This window comes from Variovorax sp. 10N412 (assembly GCF_056394985.1).
This window is the reverse complement of sequence record NZ_JBFTIO010000011.1, coordinates 123,263-142,266: the sequence shown is the minus strand read 5'-3', so window position 1 is coordinate 142,266 and position 19,004 is coordinate 123,263. Positions and strand designations below refer to the sequence as shown.

The following is a 19,004-nucleotide window of genomic DNA, read 5'->3' as shown; positions in this document are numbered from 1 at the left end:
CCACAAGGACAACCCACGATGGACGACATCTACATCGACGCCCTGCGCGGCGTACTCACCGACCGCTGCACGCTGCAGGCCGTGCGCGACATCGAAGGCGGGCAATCGGCCGAAGCGCTGTGGGAGGCGATCGAGGAATCGGGCTTCGCCGATGCGCTGCTGCCCGAGGCCGAAGGCGGCGCGGGTCTCTCGCTGGCCGAGGCCTTTCCGCTGCTCGAACTGTGCGGTGCCTTCGTGGTGCCCGTGCCGCTGGCCGAGACCATGGTGGCGCGCTCGCTGCTGGCGCAGGCGGGCGTGGCGCGGCCCGGCGGCAGCATCGCGCTGGCGCAGGGCCGCCTGCAGGGCGACGGCACGCTGGTGTGCGAGCGCGTGAGCTTCGGCCGCGTGGCCGACTGGGTGCTGGTGGGGCTGGGCAAGACCTGCCTGCTGCTGCCGGTGGATGCTGCAGCGTCGGCGGCCGCCGTCGCGCCGCTGGACGCCACGCTGTCGTGGCCGGCCCCCGCGCAGTCCGCCGCGCTGCCGGTGCCGGGTGTGGCCGACGTGCGCGTGCCGCTGGCCTGCGTGCTCGCCGCGCAGCTCGCCGGCGCGCTGATGAGCGTGTTCACGCGCACGCTGCAGTACGCCAACGACCGCCAGCAGTTCGGGCGGCCCATCGGCAAGTTCCAGGCCATCCAGCACCAGCTGGGCGTGATCTCCGAGCACGCCTTCGCGGCCCGCATGGCCGCGCAGATGGGCTGCAGCACCGACCGCCTGCGCGTGGCCATCGCCAAGGCGCGCACCAGCGAGGCCGCGCTCGAAGTGGCGGCGCTGAGCCACTCCATCCACGGCGCCATCGGCTTCACCGAGGAGTTCGACCTGCAGCTGTACACGCGGCGCCTGCACGCCTGGCGCCAGGCCGGCGGCTCCGAGTCTTGTTGGCACGACGTGGTCGGCCGCGCGCTGGTGGACCAGCGCCAGGGCCTTGCGCTCGACCTCGTGCGCGCCACCACCGACCTTGTTTGAAAAGAGAACCCCCATGACGACCTTCCTGAAGTCCGAGCGCGACGGCGCCATCCTCACGCTGACCATGAGCCAGCCCGAAACGCGCAACGCGCTCACTGGCAACACCGCGGTCGACGAGATCGTGCAGGCCTGCGCGCAGGTCACGCTGGACCGCAGCATCCGCGTGGTCGTGCTCACCGGCGCCGGCCCCGTGTTCAGCTCGGGCGGCAACGTGAAGGACATGCAGCGCTATGAAAAGGAAGGCCTCTCGCCCGAGGTCATCCGCGAGGAGTACCGCAACGGCATCCAGCGCCTGCCCAAGGCGCTCTACAACCTCGACGTGCCGGTCATCGCCGCAGTGAACGGCGCCGCCATCGGCGCGGGCATGGACCTCACCTGCATGTGCGACATCCGCATTGCGTCGGACAAGGCCACCTTCGCGGAGAGCTTCGTCAAGGTCGGCATCGTGCCTGGCGACGGCGGCGCGTGGCTGCTGCCGCGCGTGGTGGGCATGTCGAAGGCGTCGGAAATGGCGTTCACCGGCGACCTGCTCACGGCGCAGGAGGCCCTGGCCTGCGGCCTGGTGTCGCGCGTGGTGCCGCATGAGCAGCTGATGGAAGAAAGCCTGAAGCTCGCCGCGCGCATCGCCGCCAACCCGGGCGGCGTGCTGCGCATGACCAAGCGGCTGCTGCGCGAAGGGGAGCGCAGCACGCTCGAATCGCTGCTCGAGATGTCCGCGGGCTACCAGGCCATTGCGCACATGACCGGTGACCACCGCGAGGCGGTGCGCGCCTTCGTGGAAAAGCGCAAGCCGGTGTTCGGCAACGAATGAGGGTGCGCCGGCCGCGCGCGCATGAAGCGGTGCGGCCGGCGCTGCGCGGTCAGGCGATGTCGAACCGGTCGAGGTTCATGACCTTGGTCCACGCCGCCACGAAGTCGGCAACGAACTTGTCCTGCGAATCGGCGCTGCCGTAGATCTCGGCGATGGCGCGCAGCTGCGCGTTCGAGCCGAAGACCAGGTCGGCGCGCGTGCCGGTCCACTTGAGTTCGCCCGACTTGCGGTCGCGCCCTTCGTACTGCTCGTTGCCGCCCGAGGCCGGCTTCCACTCCGTGCCCATGTCGAGCAGGTTCACGAAGAAGTCGTTGCTCAGCGTGCCCGGCTTGCTGGTGAACACGCCGTGCTTGCTCTGGCCGACATTGGCATCGAGCACGCGCAGGCCGCCGACCAGCACCGTCATTTCAGGCGCCGTGAGCGTGAGCAGTTGTGCCCGGTCGACCAGCAGCACTTCGGCCGGCACGCTGAAGCGCGCCTTCGTGTAGTTGCGAAAGCCGTCCGCGGCAGGCTCCAGAGGCGCGAAGGAGGGTACATCGGTCTGCGCTTGCGAGGCGTCCGCACGGCCCGGCGTGAACGGGACCTTGACCTCGCGGCCCGCGTTGCGCGCGGCCTGCTCCACACCGGCACCACCGGCCAGCACGATCAGGTCGGCCAGGGAGATCTGCTTGCCGCCGGATTGCGCCGCGTTGAACTCGCTGCGAATGCCTTCCAGCACCTGCAGCACCTTGGCCAGCTGCGCCGGCTCGTTCACGGCCCAGTCCTTCTGCGGTGCCAGGCGGATGCGCGCACCGTTGGCGCCGCCGCGCTTGTCGGAGCCGCGGAAGGTCGATGCCGAAGCCCATGCGGTCGAGACCAGCTGCGCCGGCGTGAGGCCCGAGGCCAGCACCTTCTGGCCCAGCGCCGCGACGTCCTGCGCATCGACCAGTGCATGGTCGACCGCGGGAATCGGGTCTTGCCAGATCAGTTCTTCGGCCGGCACTTCGGGGCCGAGGTAGCGCACGCGCGGCCCCATGTCGCGGTGCGTCAGCTTGAACCAGGCGCGGGCGAAGGCGTCGGCGAACTGGTCGGGGTTCTCGAGGAAGCGGCGCGAAATCTTTTCGTAGGCCGGGTCGATGCGCAGCGACAGGTCGGTCGTGAGCATGGTCGGCGCGTGGCGCTTCGATGGGTCATGCGCGTCCGGGATGGTGCCGGCACCGGCGCCGCCCTTGGCCACCCACTGGTGGGCGCCCGCGGGGCTCTTGGTCAGCTCCCATTCGAAGCCGAACAGGTTCTCGAAGAAGTTGTTGCTCCACTTCGTGGGCGTGGTGGTCCAGGTCACTTCCAGGCCGCTGGTGATGGTGTCGCCGCCCTTGCCGGTGCCGAAGCTGTTCTTCCAGCCGAAGCCCTGGGCTTCGATGCCGGCCGCCTCGGGTTCGTGCGCCACGTTGGACGCCTCGGCCGCGCCGTGGGTCTTGCCGAAGGTGTGGCCGCCGGCGATGAGCGCCACGGTTTCCTCGTCGTCCATGGCCATGCGTGCGAAGGTGTCGCGGATGTCGCGCGCCGCGGCCAGCGGGTCGGGGTTGCCGTCCGGTCCTTCGGGGTTCACGTAGATCAGGCCCATCTGCACGGCAGCCAGCGGGTTCTCCAGGTCACGCGTGTGCGGCACCTGGCTGTCGTCGTCCTTCACGAGCACGCCGCGGTCCTTGTCGACGCCGGGCGAGCCTTGTGCGTAGCGCACGTCGCCGCCGAGCCAGGTCTTCTCGCGGCCCCAGTACACGTCCTGGTCGGGTTCCCACACGTCCGCGCGGCCGCCGGCGAAGCCGAAGGTCTTGAAGCCCATGGTCTCGAGCGCGACGTTGCCCGTGAGGATCATCAGGTCGGCCCAGGAAATCTTCTTGCCGTACTTCTGCTTGATCGGCCAGAGCAGGCGGCGTGCCTTGTCCAGGCTCACGTTGTCGGGCCAGCTGTTGAGCGGTGCAAAGCGCTGCTGCCCGCGGCCGGCGCCGCCGCGGCCGTCGCCGATGCGGTAGGTGCCGGCGCTGTGCCAGGCCATGCGGATGAACAGCGGACCGTAGTGGCCGAAGTCGGCCGGCCACCAGTCCTGCGAGTCGGTCATCAGCGCGGCCAGGTCCTTTTTCACGGCGGCCAGGTCGAGGCTCTTGAACTCGGTGGCGTAGTCGAAGCTGCTGCCCATCGGGTCGGACTTGGACGAGTGCTGGTGCAGCAGGTCCACGCGCAGTTGCTGGGGCCACCAATCGCGGTTGGTGGTGCCGGCGCCTGCGGCCTGGCTGAACGGGCACTTCGCTTCGGTCTTTTCATTGCTCATGGAGGATCTCCTGGGTTGTGCTGTGGGGACCGGCAAATTCTCTGACAGATGCCGCGGTGGGGCGAATAGAACCATTTAATTCCGGTGATAGCGGGCCGGCCGTCTGGCTGTAAAAGGGAAGACTTGTTTCCCGGTGCATCCACGAATGCGAACGAACGACTTCGACCCCCCGCAGCCCACGCCGCCACGGCCCACGTCCTATTTCTGGAGCGGCGACGCCCTGCGCAGCCGGGGCGTGAGCCATGTCGTGCTGTCGGGCACGCTCGATGTGCCCGAGCCGCCCGCGCGCCTGGTGGCGGATTGGGAGCGGGACGTCGCATCGACGCTGGCCCTGAATCCCGGCGACGTCGAGACGCTGCCGCTGGCCAGGGCGCGCATGCGCTGGCCGGACTACAGGCACTGCGTGCAGGCCGCGTCCGACTGGACGCGCGCGCTGGGCCTGCCCGAGGTGCTGGCCGCCAGCGACGTCGCCCTCATGGCCTGCCGCGGCGCGCGCTATCACCACGACGGCGAGCAATACGGCGGCGCGGCCTTCTGCAATCTCTTCCTGAGCGAGGACAAGGGCCTCGACCTGCATTTCCCCGGCGCGGACCTTCGCATTCCCCTGACCCGGGGCACCGCCGTGGTGTTCGACACCGGCCAGCCGCATGCCGTGATCCGGCGCGGCGCCAGCGGCTTCGATGCGGCCGATTTCGCGCCCGACCACGATTGCACCCTGGTGTTCCTGACCTGGGAGCTTCCCCTGGAAGACGGCCCCGTGGGCCGCGCACTCCAGGTCACTTTCGACACCGACCCCGCCACCGCGCTGCAACTGACCGAGGAGCAGGTCTGGCTGGACGGCGCCCGGGCCGTGGTATGCCCCGAATCCGGCGTGTGGCGCTGCGCCGACTGACGGATGTCATACTCCCCAGCCCCCAACAACTAGCCAGAAGCCCGCTGAATGGAAAACGAAGTCGATCCCCAGGTACTCGCTGTCATCAATGAAAAGCGATTGTCCGGACCACGGCTCACCCCCGTCGAAATCGTTGCCAAGATGGGTGTGTTCGACGCCCGCGAAAAGCCGTTCGACCACGCCTGGCTCGCCACGGGCGACAACGTCATCGCCACCATCTGGGCCGAGTGGGTGAGCGTGGGCGCCGGCGGACGCTGGTTCTGCCTCGAGCCGCTCGACGTGCAGCGCCGTGCCGACGGCGGCGCACGCAGCGCCCACCAGGTCCAGCGCGCCAAGGACCGCCTGTCGTTGCTCAAGCGCACCTGGGACGCAGGCACCGGCTTTCGCGCCGTGGTGCAGACCAACCGCATCGCCATCGTCGAGCTCGAGAGCAACAAGGACGCCAAGGTGTCCACGCGCGTGCGCGACGACGACGAATGGCACGTGGCCAGCTGGGAACTCGACGACAAGCTGGCCGTGCTCGTGCGCGGCCCGCGCGGCTGGGTTCCGACCGACGACGAAATCAAGGCCGCCAAGGCGCGCAGCAATGTGCCGGAGCCGGAAGTGCTGGCCCCCGTGGTCGCCAGCCAGGCTTCGCAGGAAGAAATCCTGGCTGCCGCGCTCGCTTTTGTCACGCGCCATTTCAAGGGCTACGGCTACAACGCCGAGAACGTGAGCGAGCAGAACCTCGGCTACGACCTCGAAGTGTCGAACTCCAAGGGCGCAACGCTCCTCAGGGTCGCGGTGAAGGGCACCGGCTCGGGCGTGTCGAGCTTCCAGCTCACGGCCGAAGAGCGCACCAGCCTGGCCCGCGAGCCGCTGTGGCGCCTGATCGTGGTGCTGGACGCCATCGGCCCGACGGCGCAGCACAAGATCTTCAAGGCCTCCGAGATCAGCTCGGCGCCGGGGTACGACCCGCTGGGTTGAACGCCCTCAGCCTTCGACAGAGCACATCGCCCCGTCTTGCGGGGCGATGTCGCTTCTGCCGAGTGCCTCTGGAGGGGGCGCCGCCTCAGCGCTGCGGCATATCCTTCACCGAATACCCCAGGCTGACCGTCGCATCCTCCGGAATCGCCGGCATCGTCGCATTCCAGGCTGCCCAATCTGCCTGCATCGCGGCGAGCCTTTCGGGCTCCTTCTTGGCCAGGTTCGCCCGCTCCCGCTCGTCGGATGGAATGTTGAACAGGTATTCGTTCCCGTCCACCTTCAGGTACTTCCAGTCCCCATCGCGCAGGGCTTCCTGTCCGCGATGGTTCATGCGCCAGTGCAGCGGCCGGCGGAAGCTCTTCGTCGCGTCCTTGAGCACAGGCATCAACGACACGCCGTCCAGCGGATAGGCCGGATCGGCCGACACGCCGGCCGCGTCGAGCATGGTTGCGGACCAGTCCATCGTCATGCACAGCTGCGTGCTCTCGCCGCCCTTGCCGATCACGGCGGGCCAGTGCGCGATCCATGGCACGCGGATGCCGCCTTCGGTCAGGTCCATCTTGCCGCCCACCAGCGGCCAGTTGTCCGAGAAGCGTTCGCCGCCGTTGTCGCTGGTGAACACCACCAGCGTGTTTTCCGCCATGCCGTGCTTTTCCAGCGCGGCCATGATCCAGCCGATGCCTTCGTCCATGTGATGGATCATGCGGCGGTACACGTGGATGTTGCCGCCGGCCAGGTCGAACAGGTTGTCCTTGATGGTCGGCGCCTTCTCGGCGTCGTCGCGCGTCTCCCACGGCCAGTGCGGTGCGGTGTAGTGCAGGCTCAGGAAGAACGGCGCATCTTGCGCGGCCATGCGCTCGACGTAGTCGACCGCGCGCTTGGAAAGGATGTCGGTGAGGTAGCCGTCTTCCTTCTTGTCTTCCTCGCCGAACCACAGGTCGTGGCGGCCGGTGGAATCGCAGTGGGTGAAGTAGTCGACGCCGCCCGACATGGGCCCGAAGAACTCGTCGTAGCCCGAGCGCAGCGGCCCGAAGGTGGGCGGGTAGCCCAGGTGCCATTTGCCGATGAGCGCGGTCTGGTAGCCGCTGGCCTTCAGCAGCGACGGCAGCGTGGGGTGGTCGGTCGGCAGGCCCAGCGTGGTGCTGCCGCGGCTCTTGCTGTTGATGGGCTCCTCGGCCGCACCGCGCAGGCGGTACTGGTAGCGCGCGGTGATCATGCCGAAGCGCGTGGGCGAGCACACGGGCGAGTTCGCGTAGCCCTGCGTGAGCTTCAGCCCGTTGGCCGCCAGGCCGTCGAGCACGGGCGACACGGCGCCGAACGCGGCGTCGCGCCCGCCGTAGCAGCCCAGGTCGGCGTAGCCGAGGTCGTCGGCAACGATGAAGATGATGTTGGGTCGGGTCATGTCTCTGCTGTGGATGTTGTGGGGGCTCAGGGCTGGTAGCCGGACTTCTGCACCACGGGCGCCCATTGCGCCTTGTAGGCCTTGAGCATCGCGGCGGTCTGCGCCTGGGTGCTGACCACCGGCGTCATGCCGGAGTCCTTGAACTTGCGTTGCGTGTCCGCGTCCTGCATGACTTCGCGGATGGCCGTGGCCAGCTGCTCGACCCTGGCCTTGGGCATGCTGGTCGGCGCGAAGAAGGTGTTCCAGCCGGTGGCGGACAGGTCCAGGCCGGCCTCCTTGAAGGTGGGAATGTTCGGTGCGAACGGCGAGCGCTTGGCGCCCGACAGCGCCAGGATGCGCAGCTTGCCCGCCGCATGCTGCGGCAGCACCACGTCTTCGGTGTCCACCGCAATGGGCACCTGGCCGCCGATCAGGTCGTTCAGCAGCGGGGCGGAGCCGCGGTAACCGATCACCTGCGTCTGCACCTTGGCCTTGTCGCCCACCATCAGGCCGAAGAAGTGCGGCAGGCTGCCGGTGGCGGGCACGCCCACGTTGGCCTGCGCGGGGTTGGCGCGCATCCAGGCGAGCAGGTGGCTCAGTTCGCGCACGGGCAAGGTGGGCGACACGGCCAGCGCGAAGTCGTAGTCGTTGACGTGCGACACGGGCACGAAGTCGCGCTCGGCGTCGTAGTTGTTGTCCTTGAAGACCAGCGGCGCCACCACCATCACGGCGGGGTTGGCCAGCATCAGCACGTTCTGGTTGGCGGGCGTGATCTTCACCTGCTGCGCCGCCAGGCGCCCGCCTGCGCCGGGCTTGTTGTCGACGACCACCGGCACGCCCAGCTTGGCCGAGAGCTTGTCGCCCACGATGCGCGCCACGCGGTCGGTGGCGCCGCCCGGGGCGTAGCCGACCACGAGGTGCAGCGGGGTGTCGAGCTTGGCCTGGGCGGCGGCGCCGGTGGCGAAAGCCGCCGTGGCGGCGGCGATGGCCAGCAGGCCGACCAGGCGGCGCGTCACGCGCGGGGTGGACAGGGAGGAGGGCGGGTTCGTCAGCATGATGGGCAGGTCCTGGTCTTCGTCGTTCGGGCGGTGGCCGGTGGGTGTGGCCGCGAGGTCCGCGGTTGCGGACGATTCTGAAGACGCGGCATCTGATTGTTCAAATCAACCATCGCCCGTGTTAACCCGAAGGTGTCAATCGACCTTCATGCCTGTTGCTTTCACGATGCGCCCGTAGCGCGCCTGGTTCGCGGCCAGGTGCTCGCTGGCGGCGTTGCCGGTCTCGGCCAGCGCCACCATGTCGAGCGAGGCGAGGCGCGACTTGAGCTCGGGCAGGGCCATGGCTTTCTGCAGTGACTGGCGCAGCGTCTGCATCACCGGCTCGGGCGTGGCCGCGGGCACCATGGCGATGTAGAGCACCTCGAACTCCAGGTCCTTCAGGCCCAGTTCGCCCACCGTGGGAACCTGCGGCAGCAGCGGCGAGCGCTGCTTGCCGGTGACGGCCAGGGCGCGCAGCTTGCCCGACTGCACCTGCGGCAGCAGGCCCGGCGTGGCCAGGATGCCGGCCTGCACCTCGTTGCCCATGAGCGCCAGCACGGCCGGCGCGTTGCCCTTGTAGGGCACGTGCGTGATCTTCGCGCCCGTCTCGGTGGCGAAGATTTCTGCGGCAATGTGCCCCGGGCTGCCGTTGCCGGCGGAGCTGAAGGTGGCGGGCTCGGCCTTGGCCTGGGCGATGAACTCGGGCAGCGTCTTCGCCTTCACGCCGGAGCCCACGCCGAAGCTCAGGCCCGAGGAGCTGAAGATCATCAGCGGCTTCAGGTCCTTCGCGGTGAAGGGCATGGACGCGTACAGGTGCGGGTTGATGGTGAAGGTGCTGTCGATGCCCAGCAGCACTGTGTAGCCGTCGGCCGGGCTCTTGGCGACCAGGTCGGCGCCGATGTTGCCGCCCGCGCCGGGGCGGTTGTCGACGATGAAGGGCTGCTTCAGGTCCTTTTGCAGCGCATCGGCCAGCGCGCGGGCCAGGATGTCGATGGGCCCGCCCGCGGGAAAGTTGCTGAGGAACTTCACCGCCTTGGTGGGGTAGGGCGCATCGGCCGCGACGGCGGCGTTGCCAAGGGACAGCGCGGCGCAGGCCGTGAGGCCCGCAAGGGCCGCGATGGCGATTCGGCGGCGCGCGCCGCCGGAAGCGTTCTGCAGACGGTGGGTCATGTGTCTCTCTTTGTCTTTCTGTGGCTCTGGACCGAAGGCAACTCTAGAAGGGCGGCCTTCGCTTCACAACTGAAAGCTCATCCGCCAGGTATTCCCTGTCGTTATATTTGAACGATGCCGCCAGAAGGAACCACCGTGTCAGCCATGAACTTTGCACGCTTGAAGATGCGCCATCTGCAATGCCTGGTGATGGTGGCGCAGGAGCGCAACCTGGTGCGCGCGGCCAGGGCGCTGTCGCTCACGCAGCCGGCGGTGTCCAAGACCGTGGCGGAGCTGGAGGAAATCGTCGGGCGGCAGCTGCTGCTGCGCCGCCGCCGCGGCGTGGAGCTCACGCCGGCCGCCGAGGTGCTGGTGCGGCATGCCGTCTCGGCGTTGCGCGGGCTGCGCGAAGGCCTGGGCCTGGCCATGGACCAGCCCGAGGCCGACCAGTTGCGCGTGGCCGTCGGCGCGTTGCCCAACATGGCGGGCGAGCTGCTGCCGCAAGCCGTGGCGCAATTGCACGCATCGCACCCGGCGGTGCGCGTGCGCGTGGCGAGCGGCACCAATGCGCAGCTGATGACGCAGTTGCGCCAGGGCGAGATCGACCTGGTGCTCGGCCGGCTCGCGCAGGCTTCGGCCATGGCCGACCTGGCGTTCGAGCATCTCTACAGCGAGCCGCTGCGGCTGGTGGTGCGGCCCGGGCATCCGCTGGCGTCGCGGCGCAAGCCGACGCTCGATGCGCTGGCTGCCTATCCGCTGGTGCTGCCGGTGTCGGGCACGCTGATCCGGCACACGGCGGACGCCTTCCTCATCGCGCAAGGCATGGCATTGCCGAACCAGTTGGTGGAGGCGACCGACACCAGCTTCGCGGTCGGCCTGCTGCAGCGTTCGGAGGCGGTGTGGTTCGCACCGCAGGGCGCGGTGGAAGGGCTGCTCGCGCGCGGCGAGCTCCAGCGCGTGGCCCTCGACACCGCCGGCACCGAAGGGCCCGTGGGGCTCACCGTTCGGCGAACCCTGGAAGCTGGCGAGGCGGGCGAGCTCGGCGAGGGCGCGCGGTTGCTGATCGAGGAGATCCGCGGCATCGTGCGCAAGCGCAAGGCCTGATGCCGCGCTGCGGGTCGCGCAACGCTCAGTGGGCGATCCTGGGGTTCGGGTATTCGCAGCCCACTTCGACGCGACCCTTGAGCTTGCTCGCCACGGTCCATGCGCCCTTGCCGGCCTCGCGTGCCAGGCCCCGGCCGTCGACGCCGCGCAGGCCCAGCCGGCGCGCCACCGCATCGAGGTCGGTGCTGTCGGTCACGGCATGCACCGAGTAGTTGCCCAGCTCGTGGCTGCCGAAGCGCACGTCCTGCACCTGGAAGCCCGCCACCGTGATCGGCTGGGGCAGGTGCCACACGTCGGACATGAAGGCGCTGAGCTCCGCGCTCTTGCTCCAGCCCGCGAGCGAGCCGTCTTCCAGCTTGTCGGCGTAGGCCGGAATGCCGCTGGCAGCGCCCTTGCATTCGATGAGCGCCTGCAGCGATGGCAGCGCCTTGCCGCTGTCCGCCGGCGCAGCCATGGTCGACTGCGCCAACAGCACGAACAGGCCGACGACTGCCACCGGAAACGACCAGTACTGCATCGGCACCCAGAAGAACTTGTGGCGCTTGTAGAGCAGCACCGTCTCGTTGGTCTTGGCGTCGACCAGCTCGCGTGGCGGCTTGCTGTTGAGCTTGCGGCCGATGAACCAGTTGGCCGCCGCGCCAGAAAAAATGCCGAGCGCAATGGCGACCATCAGCCACTCGCTGTGCCCGATGGCGCCGAGCAGGCGCTCGAGCAGCATCGAGACCGCCATGGAAGTGACGAACACGATGGGCACCACCAGAAAACCAAGACCCGACCAGACAAAAATCATTGCACTCTCCCCGTGCCGCGTGTGCGGCGAATTTTGAAAAAGGGCGAAGTATCGGTCAGGTAACCTGCGTTGCCGGCGCGGCGGCATCCGGCACCTTGCAGTTTTTCGCGCACGCGCCGACAGACCATGAACCAAACCCCCAGCCTCCCCGATTCCCCCGCCGAACCACCCCGGCGCCAGTCGCTCGTCGATGCATTGCGCGGCTTCGCGCTGCTGGGCATCCTGGTGGTGAACATCGCCAGCTTCTCGTCGACCTACTACGGGGCGGGCGTGCCCGACCCGCTGGGCCTGTCGCTGGTGGAGCGTGGCGCGTCGTTCGTGCGCACCTTCGTGTTCGAGACCAAGTTCTACCTGCTGTTCTCGTTCCTGTTCGGCTACAGCTTCAGCTTGCAGATGCAGGCCGCGCAGCGCATCGGCACGCCGTTCGCGCCGCGCATGGCGCGCCGTCTCCTGGGGCTGTGGGTGCTCGGCGTGCTGCATGCAGTGGTGCTGTACCACGGCGACATCCTCACCACCTATGCGGTGATCGGTGCGGTGCTGCTGATGCTGCGGCGGCGCGGCGATGTCGTGCTGGCGTGCGTCGCCATCGGGCTGGTGCTGGCCACGTCGTTGCTGTGGGCCGGCATCGGCTACCTGCTGGCATTCGTCAACCTGTCGACGGACATGCGCGGCGCGTACGCCGAGGCGGGCAGGGCGCTGGCGGCCTACCGCGGCACGCCCGCCACGGTGATCGTGCAGCACGTGCGCGAGCTGTCGCAGATCTGGTGGATCACCGTGCTGGTTCAGGCGCCGACGGCGCTGGCCATGTTCTTCGCCGGCTTCATCGCGGGCCGGCGCGGGCTGTTCGTGAATGCCGCGAAGCACCGCACGCTGTTCCGGCGCCTGCTGGTCTGGGGGCTGGTGATCGGCCTGCCGGGCGCCGCCGTCTATGCCTGGCCGTCGGCGCGCGTGGAAAACTCGATCCGCGAGATCTACGGCCTTTCCGCGACCCTGCTGACCGCGCCGTTCCTGTCCGCCGCCTACGCGAGCGGGCTGGTGCTGTGGATGCTCGGCCCTCGCGGAAAGGCCGTCGAAGGCCTGCTCGCGCCGGCCGGGCGCATGGCCCTGTCGAACTACCTGCTGCAGTCGCTGGTGTGCGCATGGCTCTTCCTGGCCTACGGCCTGCGATGGATCGGCACCTTCGGCCCGCTCGCCACCACCGCCATTGCCTTCGCGATCTTCGGGTGCCAACTGGTGCTGAGCCGCTGGTGGATGCGCCGCTTCGTCTACGGCCCGGTCGAATGGCTGCTGCGGGCGTTCACCAATCTCGAAGTGCCGCCAATGCGAAAAACGCCTGCATCACCCGTTCAGCGCGCGAGCAACGTCGAGAGCTGATACACCGCGAAAGCCAGCAACACCGCGCCCGACAACCGGTTGATGAACCGCATGGCGCCATCGCCGAGCTTGTGCCGCACCGACGCCACCGCCGTCGACAGGCCGAGCCACCACAGCGCGGAGCCCAGGAACACGCCCAGCACCATCGTCGCCGCCGCGCCGGCGCTGCCCACGTGGCCGGTCGCGATGGACGCGAACACCGCAATGAACGACAGGATCGTCATCGGGTTGGCCAGCGTCAGCACGAAGATCGACAGCATTGCCTTCACCGGCGTGGCTGCGTCCTGCGCCGCCCTGGCCGTGGACGCGGCCGGCGCGCGAAGCAGCTGCACGCCCATCCATGCGAGAAACGCCGCGCCGCCCAGCGCCAGCGGCACGCGCGCGGCAACCATGGTCGAGACGACGGCCGACACCCCGAGCGCGCCGATGGCCCCGTAGACCGCGTCGGCCAACGCCGCGCCCAGTCCGCTGAGAAAGCCGATGCCGCGCCCATGCGCCAGCGTGCGCTGGATGCACAGCAGCCCGATCGGGCCGACCGGGGCGGCGATGGAGAGCCCGATGACCAGGGCCTTGAGGAAGAGAGCGAGATCCATGCAGGAATTGTCCCGGGGCGTATCGATGGAGAGAATGGCGAAACGCAGGCGCAACACCTTGTTTGCCTGAAATCGGAAGCCCATCGTCAACCCGAGCCTGAAATTCATGGAAATCGACAGCAAGAACTGGCAGATCCTCGACGTGCTGCAGGCCGATGCACGCACCTCGCTCACGGCGCTGTCGAAGCAGGTGGGCCTGTCGGTGCCTTCGACCTCCGAGCGCGTGAAGCGGCTGGAAGAGGCCGGCGTGCTCGACGGCTACCGCGCGGTGGTCCCGCCGCGCAAGGTCGGCTACACCGTGACGGCGCTCGTCGGCATCACGACCGCGCAGCCCGACAAGGCGCGGCTGCTGAAGCTGCTCAAGGGCAAGACCGAAGTGCTGGAGTGCTTCCACGTGACGGGGCAGGACTCGTATGTGCTCAAGGTGATTGCGCGCGACATCGAACACCTCGAAGCCTTCGTGAGCAGCATCAACCACCTGGGCGAGACGCGCACGTCGATCGTCATGTCGATACCGATTCCGGCAAGGGCCGTGGCGGTGCCTGCGGGCATGGCCGAGCTCGAGCCGGCGAAGCCGGCATAGACGGCGCGGCATCGGCCGTCGCGTCCCACGACACGCCACCGCCGATCACGCGTGCGCGCCTGGACACGAGCCCGAAACGGACTCGGCTCACGCAGGAGGCACGGCCGGCAGCGGCCGCGACCACAGCCAGGCCAGCACCGTTGCCATGCACGCGATGGCCAGCACGGCGAGCCATGCGCGGTGCGCGGTGAACGACACGATCACCGCGCAGACCGCCATGGTCACCGTCGCGCTCCACTTGGCACGGCGGCTCACGGTGCGGCCGTTCTCCCAGTTGTGCAACAGCGGGCCGAACAGGCGATGGTTCAGCAGCCACGCGTGCAGGCGCGGCGAGCTGCGCGCGGCGGCCCAGGCGGCCATCAGGATGAACACCGTCGTCGGCATGCCCGGCAGCACCACGCCGATGAGGCCCAGCACCAGGCACAGCACGGCAAAGGCGTACAGCAGGAACCGCGTGAGCGGGGACTTTCGTTCGGGGTCTGGCTTCAACGCAGCACGCTCTGGCTGTTCGGGCTGTTCGGGCTGTTCGGGCTGTTCGGACCGTTCAGGCGGCCATCGCCCGCGGCTGTTCCCGCTCCTGCGGGCCATCGCTCTCGATGCGCATCTTGGGCAGGAACTGCGGGTACTCGCGCTGCATGAAGTCGATCAGCCCTTCGCGCACGCTGCAGCGCAGGTCGAAGGCCAGGCTCGAGGTGGCCGCGGTGCACAGCACGCGAATCTGCATGGTGCGTTCGGTCGCGTCGGTCACGCGCAGGTTGAAGAAGCGGCCGTCCCACTCGGGCGCGGCCTTCACGATGCGCTCCACCTCTTCGCGCAGCGGCGCGAGCGGCATGCCGTAGTCGGCGTAGATGAACACCGCGCCCAGCAGTTGCGCCGAATGCCGCGTCCAGTTCTGGAACGGCTTCTCGATGAAGTAGGTCAGCGGCAGGATGAGGCGGCGCTCGTCCCAGATCTTGATGACCACGAAGGTGCCGGTGATCTCTTCCACGCGGCCCCATTCGCCCTCGACCACGAGCACGTCGTCGATGCGGATCGGCTGGGCCAGCGCAATCTGCAGGCCCGCGATGAGGTTGCTGAACACGGGCTTGGCCGCCAGGCCCGCCACGATGCCGATGACGCCGGCCGAGGCCAGCAGGCTCGCACCCACCTGGCGCGCGCCCGGAAAGGTCATGAGCATCATCGCGGCGCCGGCCACCAGCACCACCGTGGCGGCGGTGCGCGCCAGCACGCGCGTCTGGGTGAGCACGCGGCGCGCCTGCAGGTTGTCGGACACGTCGGAGGGGTTCTGCGCGAGCACGCCGTCGGCGAAGCCGCTGATGGCCTTCACCGCGAGCCAGGTGGTCGATGCGATGAGCAGCAGGCCGGTGAGGTGGCGCACGTTGCCGATGAAGCGCAGGTCGTCGGGCGCGCCCTGCCACACCACGTTGAGCGCCACCAGCGGCAGCACGAGCCGCGCCGCGGCGTTGCAGTTGACCACCATCGTGTGGATCGTCGGGGCCGGGCGGGTGATCCGCCTGAGCACCATGCCACCGATGCGGTGGGCGAGAAGAGCAAGGGGAACTGCGATCAGGGCGGCAACCCATGTGCCGAACCAGGGGTGGGCAAGTATCTCTTTGGTCATCAGGCGGTGGTCGTCTTTGCTGTTTCCGTTGTCTCGTTCAGAGGTTGAAGAATGCGCGCCGCGTCGTCGCGCAGCTGCGTGGCGAGCGCCGTGGCCTGGTCGAGCCGCCGCAGCAGCCAGGGGCTGATGTCGTTGTCGAAGGGGTCGGGCAGGGGAATCGGTCCGCCTACGGCGGTGGAGCCGGCGCTCTCGGGTTGAGAGGGCCCGGTGGTGGGCAGAGTTCCGATGGCGGCTTCGATTCTTTGCGAGGTGCGGCTGATCGGGCCCACGATGTCGTCCGGCGTGAGGCGGTCGCGCCGCAGCACGAGCATCGACTTCACCGCGCTCAGCTGCGCGAGCAGCTGGTAGCTGTGTGCCTGCAGGTGTTCGAGCGGTTCCAGCGGCGGCTGCACCGCGCGCGGTTCGGACAGCGAACGCTGCGTGGCCTGCACCAGCGCCGAGAGGCTGTCGTAGGCCTCGCGGCGCGCGAGGCGCCATTCGAGTTCGGGGCTGCTGTCGATGGCCTGCAGCTGGCCCAGACCGAGCGCCAGGCGCGCATGGCGCGCCTGCGCGGTGAGCACGCGCGCCACCAGCGCCGGAATCTGCGTGCGCTCCCACGAGGGCAGCACGTAGCAGAAGCCCCAGGCGAGCGTGGCGCCGATGAGCGTGTCGGCAATGCGCTCGAACAGCGCGAAGATGGGTGCCACGCCCACGTTCAGCATGTGGGCCTGCACCAGGCCGAGCACGGTGGCCGCCACGGCGGTGATGAGGTAGCGGCGCACCGCGAAGCTGTGCGCAATGGCCTGCGCCACGGTCACGATCACCAGCAGCATCAGCGCCGACGGATGCCCCGACAGCAGCGCCACCGCGAGCACGCAGCCCAGCAGCGTGCCGGCCACCCGCGCGTTGCGGCGCTCCAGCGTCTGCGAGAGGCTGCCGCGCAGCACCACCACGATGGTCAGCAAAATCCAGTAGTCGTGCGAGCCCCAGGGCATCGACACCGCGATGGCGTAGCCCGCGGCAATGGCCAGCGCGGCGCGAATGGCATGGCGCAGCGGCGGCTGGTCCCAGCGCCACAGCGTGAAGAAGGGGCGAAACGACCAGTCGGTCGGGCTCACGAACATCTGCCAGTTGGCGCGCACCACCGCCAGGTTGGGCTCGACGTCGCCGCGCGCCATGGCCGACAGGCGCAGCACCTCGTCGTTGATGTGGCCGATGCGGCTGGCCAGCCCGCGCGCGAGCATGGCGGCGGTGGGCCCGATGTGGCCACCGTGGCTGTTGCTGTCGTCGGACGAGACATGGATGGCCGCCAGCCGTGGCCGGCGGTCGGCCACGGCCTCGGGGTGGCGGCGCATCAGCAGGGCGTCGGCCAGCGCGATGGTTTCGTCGGACAGTTCCTCGAGCACGGTGCGCATCTGGATGAGCGCCTCGGCATGCGCCGGGTGGGCGCGCAGGGTGTCGAGGTCGAGCTCGCTGGCCAGCAGCTGGTCGCGCATTTCGAGCACGATCACCAGCATGGCGGCCAGCCGCTGGCGGCGCGGCGTGCGCGGCGACTCGAGCACGATGTCGCGCGTGGCCTGCAGCTGGTCGGCCAGCGCGGCCTGCTCGCGCAGCAGCTGGCCCAGCAGCGGGGCGGGGGTGTCGCGCACGTCGCGCGTTTCGTCCTGCGGCAGGAACTGGCTGGCCTCGGTGCGCATCAGCGCGGCCAGCGAATACAGCACGTCGGCGATCGACTGGGTGCGAAAGCGCCCGTTGAGCAGCAGGTTCGACAGCGTCGCCCAGATCACGTACAGGCCGGCGCCCATGCCGAAGTGCCAGGTGCGCTCCAGCGCGTCGGCCATGCCGGTGGGCGTGGGCGTGGCCATCGAGAAGATCATGGAGAACATCACCGCGATGGCGATGGGAATGCCCCGCTTGCCCCAGGCCATGGCCAGGAAGGCCATGAAGGTGGCGGGCACCAGCAGCAGCCCGAGGCGGATGGGGGCGGTGTGCAGCATCTGCACCGCAAAGAACAGCGGCAGCCCGATGAGCGGCGCCGGCAGCATCTGCAGGAACTTGCCGCGGCGCGGGCCGGGCAGGTCGGGCGGCGCGGTGACGATCACGCCGGTGGCGGCGGCCGAGGCCGCGAGCGTGCCCAGCCAGAAGTGGATGCCGCCCGAGATGAACAGCAGCCCCAGCGCCACGGTGAGCCCGCTCGCGACGTAGTGGCTCAGCGCAATGCGCAGGGCCGCGCGAAGGCGGGGCGCGGCGTGGGGCCCCGGCATCACTTGGCGGAAGCGTCGCCCTCGGAGGGGCCACCGGCAGTGGGTGCGTCGCGACGGATGCGCGTGAGCTTGCGCGGCGCGGCGGGTGCCGCGGCGGACGCGTCGCCGTCGGCCGGCGCATCGGCGAAGTCGACCACCGTGCTGCGGGCGTACAGGTCGGCCGAGGCGTCTTCCGGGTTCGACTTGGTCGAGGCGGACACCGCGCGCACGCGGTCGCTGGCGCGCAGCTTGTCGTCCACGTTGGCGAACTTGGAGTACTTGGCGAGCAGCGGCACCAGCTGGCCGTAGATGCGCGGTGCGGCGGCCAGGCATTCGCGCTGCTCGATGAAGTCGGGCTCGCCCGTGAAGTTGCCGATCAGGCCGCCGGCCTCGGTGACCAGCAGCGAACCCGCGGCCACGTCCCAGGGGTTGAGGCCGGTTTCGAAGAAGCCGTCGGTGAAGCCGGCGGCCACGTAGGCCAGGTCGAGCGCGGCGGCGCCGGGGCGGCGCAGGCCGGCCATGCGGGGCATCATGTCGGCCATGATGGCCAGGTACTGCTTGAAGTTGTCGCCGGTGCGGAACGGGAAGCCGGTGGAGATCAGGCACTCGCTGAGCTTCACGCGCTTGGACACGCGGATGCGCCGGTCGTTCATGTAGGCGCCGCGCCCCTTGGTGGCGGTGAACAGGTCGTTGCGGCTCGGGTCGTAGATGACGGCCTGCTCGATCTTGCCGCGCACCGACAGCGCGATGGACACGCAGTACACCGGGAAGCCGTGGATGAAGTTGGTGGTGCCGTCCAGCGGATCGATGATCCAGACGTAGTCGGAGTCTTGCGCACCATGCTCGGTGCCCGATTCTTCGGCCAGGATGCCGTGCCCCGGGTACGCGCCAAGCAAGGTTTCGATGATGACCTTCTCGCTGGCGTGATCGACTTCGGTGACGAAGTCGTTGACCTGCTTCTGGGAGATGCGCACGGCCTCGACGTCGAGGGCGGCGCGGTTGATGATCGCGCCGGCGGCGCGTGCGGCCTTGACGGCCACATTGAGCATGGGATGCAGGTTGGGGGACGACATTGGATTGTGAGAAGAACAGGAAAGGAGCCTCTGGGAACCCCTGGAAGCGGCCCGGCGATGCGGGCGGCGAGAATCGGGGGATTTTACCGGGTCCGCCCGTT

Annotated in this window: 17 protein-coding genes; 7 read left to right on the top strand and 10 right to left on the bottom strand. The window is 69.0% G+C overall.

Going from position 1 to position 19,004, the window contains the following annotated elements:
* Nucleotides 1–18 precede the first annotated feature (18 nt).
* Nucleotides 19–1,002, top strand: coding sequence for an acyl-CoA dehydrogenase family protein (locus tag AC1DJH_RS23315; protein WP_478187332.1), 984 nt, complete (start codon nucleotides 19–21; stop codon nucleotides 1,000–1,002).
* A 13-nt stretch (nucleotides 1,003–1,015) separates the two neighbouring features.
* Nucleotides 1,016–1,813, top strand: coding sequence for a crotonase/enoyl-CoA hydratase family protein (locus AC1DJH_RS23310; protein WP_478187331.1), 798 nt, complete (start codon nucleotides 1,016–1,018; stop codon nucleotides 1,811–1,813).
* A 49-nt stretch (nucleotides 1,814–1,862) separates the two neighbouring features.
* On the opposite strand, the gene katG is transcribed toward AC1DJH_RS23310, so the two are convergent.
* Nucleotides 1,863–4,121 (bottom strand): catalase/peroxidase HPI, encoded by a 2,259-nt coding sequence (gene katG / locus AC1DJH_RS23305; protein WP_478187330.1) that lies wholly within the window; start codon nucleotides 4,119–4,121, stop codon nucleotides 1,863–1,865.
* A 145-nt stretch (nucleotides 4,122–4,266) separates the two neighbouring features.
* On the opposite strand from katG, the gene AC1DJH_RS23300 reads away from it, so the two are divergent.
* Together AC1DJH_RS23300 and AC1DJH_RS23295 are read left to right on the top strand one after the other, a co-directional pair.
* A complete protein-coding gene (locus AC1DJH_RS23300) occupies nucleotides 4,267–5,013 on the top strand; it encodes a hypothetical protein (RefSeq protein WP_478187329.1) in 747 nt (248 codons plus the stop codon).
* A 99-nt stretch (nucleotides 5,014–5,112) separates the two neighbouring features.
* Nucleotides 5,113–5,979 carry a protein NO VEIN domain-containing protein gene (locus AC1DJH_RS23295; RefSeq protein WP_478187328.1) on the top strand — a complete coding sequence of 289 codons (867 nt, stop codon included), beginning with the start codon at nucleotides 5,113–5,115 and terminating at the stop codon, nucleotides 5,977–5,979.
* 85 nt (nucleotides 5,980–6,064) lie between these two features.
* On the opposite strand, the gene AC1DJH_RS23290 is transcribed toward AC1DJH_RS23295, so the two are convergent.
* The 3 genes from AC1DJH_RS23290 to AC1DJH_RS23280 form a co-directional block, all read right to left on the bottom strand.
* The gene (locus AC1DJH_RS23290; protein ID WP_478187327.1) at nucleotides 6,065–7,381 is read right to left on the bottom strand and encodes a sulfatase family protein; all 1,317 of its coding nucleotides are present in this window, start codon (nucleotides 7,379–7,381) and stop codon (nucleotides 6,065–6,067) included.
* A 26-nt stretch (nucleotides 7,382–7,407) separates the two neighbouring features.
* The gene (locus AC1DJH_RS23285; protein WP_478187326.1) at nucleotides 7,408–8,415 is read right to left on the bottom strand and encodes a Bug family tripartite tricarboxylate transporter substrate binding protein; all 1,008 of its coding nucleotides are present in this window, start codon (nucleotides 8,413–8,415) and stop codon (nucleotides 7,408–7,410) included.
* A 135-nt stretch (nucleotides 8,416–8,550) separates the two neighbouring features.
* Complete coding sequence (locus AC1DJH_RS23280) at nucleotides 8,551–9,564, bottom strand: Bug family tripartite tricarboxylate transporter substrate binding protein (RefSeq protein ID WP_472120928.1); 1,014 nt, start codon at nucleotides 9,562–9,564, stop codon at nucleotides 8,551–8,553.
* 144 nt (nucleotides 9,565–9,708) lie between these two features.
* Between AC1DJH_RS23280 and AC1DJH_RS23275 the strand changes: the two genes are divergently transcribed.
* Nucleotides 9,709–10,647: a LysR substrate-binding domain-containing protein gene (locus AC1DJH_RS23275; RefSeq protein ID WP_472120926.1), complete on the top strand. Its 939-nt coding sequence runs from the start codon at nucleotides 9,709–9,711 to the stop codon at nucleotides 10,645–10,647.
* 25 nt (nucleotides 10,648–10,672) lie between these two features.
* Here AC1DJH_RS23275 and AC1DJH_RS23270 read toward each other — a convergent pair whose 3' ends face one another.
* Complete coding sequence (locus AC1DJH_RS23270) at nucleotides 10,673–11,437, bottom strand: hypothetical protein (protein WP_472120925.1); 765 nt, start codon at nucleotides 11,435–11,437, stop codon at nucleotides 10,673–10,675.
* Nucleotides 11,438–11,563: 126 nt separating this feature from the next.
* Between AC1DJH_RS23270 and AC1DJH_RS23265 the strand changes: the two genes are divergently transcribed.
* Nucleotides 11,564–12,811, top strand: coding sequence for a DUF418 domain-containing protein (locus AC1DJH_RS23265; RefSeq protein ID WP_478187325.1), 1,248 nt, complete (start codon nucleotides 11,564–11,566; stop codon nucleotides 12,809–12,811).
* On the opposite strand, the gene AC1DJH_RS23260 is transcribed toward AC1DJH_RS23265, so the two are convergent.
* A complete protein-coding gene (locus AC1DJH_RS23260; protein ID WP_478187324.1) occupies nucleotides 12,784–13,404 on the bottom strand; it encodes a LysE/ArgO family amino acid transporter in 621 nt (206 codons plus the stop codon). The genes AC1DJH_RS23265 and AC1DJH_RS23260 overlap by 28 nt on opposite strands.
* A gap of 106 nt (nucleotides 13,405–13,510) precedes the next feature.
* Between AC1DJH_RS23260 and AC1DJH_RS23255 the strand changes: the two genes are divergently transcribed.
* On the top strand, nucleotides 13,511–13,987 hold the full coding sequence (locus tag AC1DJH_RS23255; RefSeq protein ID WP_478187323.1) for an Lrp/AsnC family transcriptional regulator: 477 nt from the start codon (nucleotides 13,511–13,513) through the stop codon (nucleotides 13,985–13,987).
* Nucleotides 13,988–14,074: 87 nt separating this feature from the next.
* Here the strand turns inward: AC1DJH_RS23255 and AC1DJH_RS23250 are convergent, their stop codons facing one another.
* Genes AC1DJH_RS23250 through AC1DJH_RS23235 form a run of 4 tightly spaced genes read right to left on the bottom strand, consistent with a single transcriptional unit; the run spans nucleotide 14,075 to nucleotide 18,903 of the window.
* A complete protein-coding gene (locus AC1DJH_RS23250; protein WP_478187322.1) occupies nucleotides 14,075–14,476 on the bottom strand; it encodes a YbaN family protein in 402 nt (133 codons plus the stop codon).
* 55 nt (nucleotides 14,477–14,531) lie between these two features.
* Nucleotides 14,532–15,608 (bottom strand): mechanosensitive ion channel family protein, encoded by a 1,077-nt coding sequence (locus tag AC1DJH_RS23245; protein ID WP_435436555.1) that lies wholly within the window; start codon nucleotides 15,606–15,608, stop codon nucleotides 14,532–14,534.
* Entirely contained in the window at nucleotides 15,608–17,851 is a 2,244-nt protein-coding gene (locus AC1DJH_RS23240; protein WP_472120912.1) for an FUSC family protein, read from the bottom strand. The genes AC1DJH_RS23245 and AC1DJH_RS23240 overlap by 1 nt, the downstream gene beginning before the upstream one ends.
* The gene (locus AC1DJH_RS23235) at nucleotides 17,851–18,903 is read right to left on the bottom strand and encodes an inositol monophosphatase family protein (protein WP_478187321.1); all 1,053 of its coding nucleotides are present in this window, start codon (nucleotides 18,901–18,903) and stop codon (nucleotides 17,851–17,853) included. Before AC1DJH_RS23235 ends, AC1DJH_RS23240 begins: the two co-directional genes overlap by 1 nt.
* Between the last annotated feature and the right edge of the window lie 101 nt (nucleotides 18,904–19,004).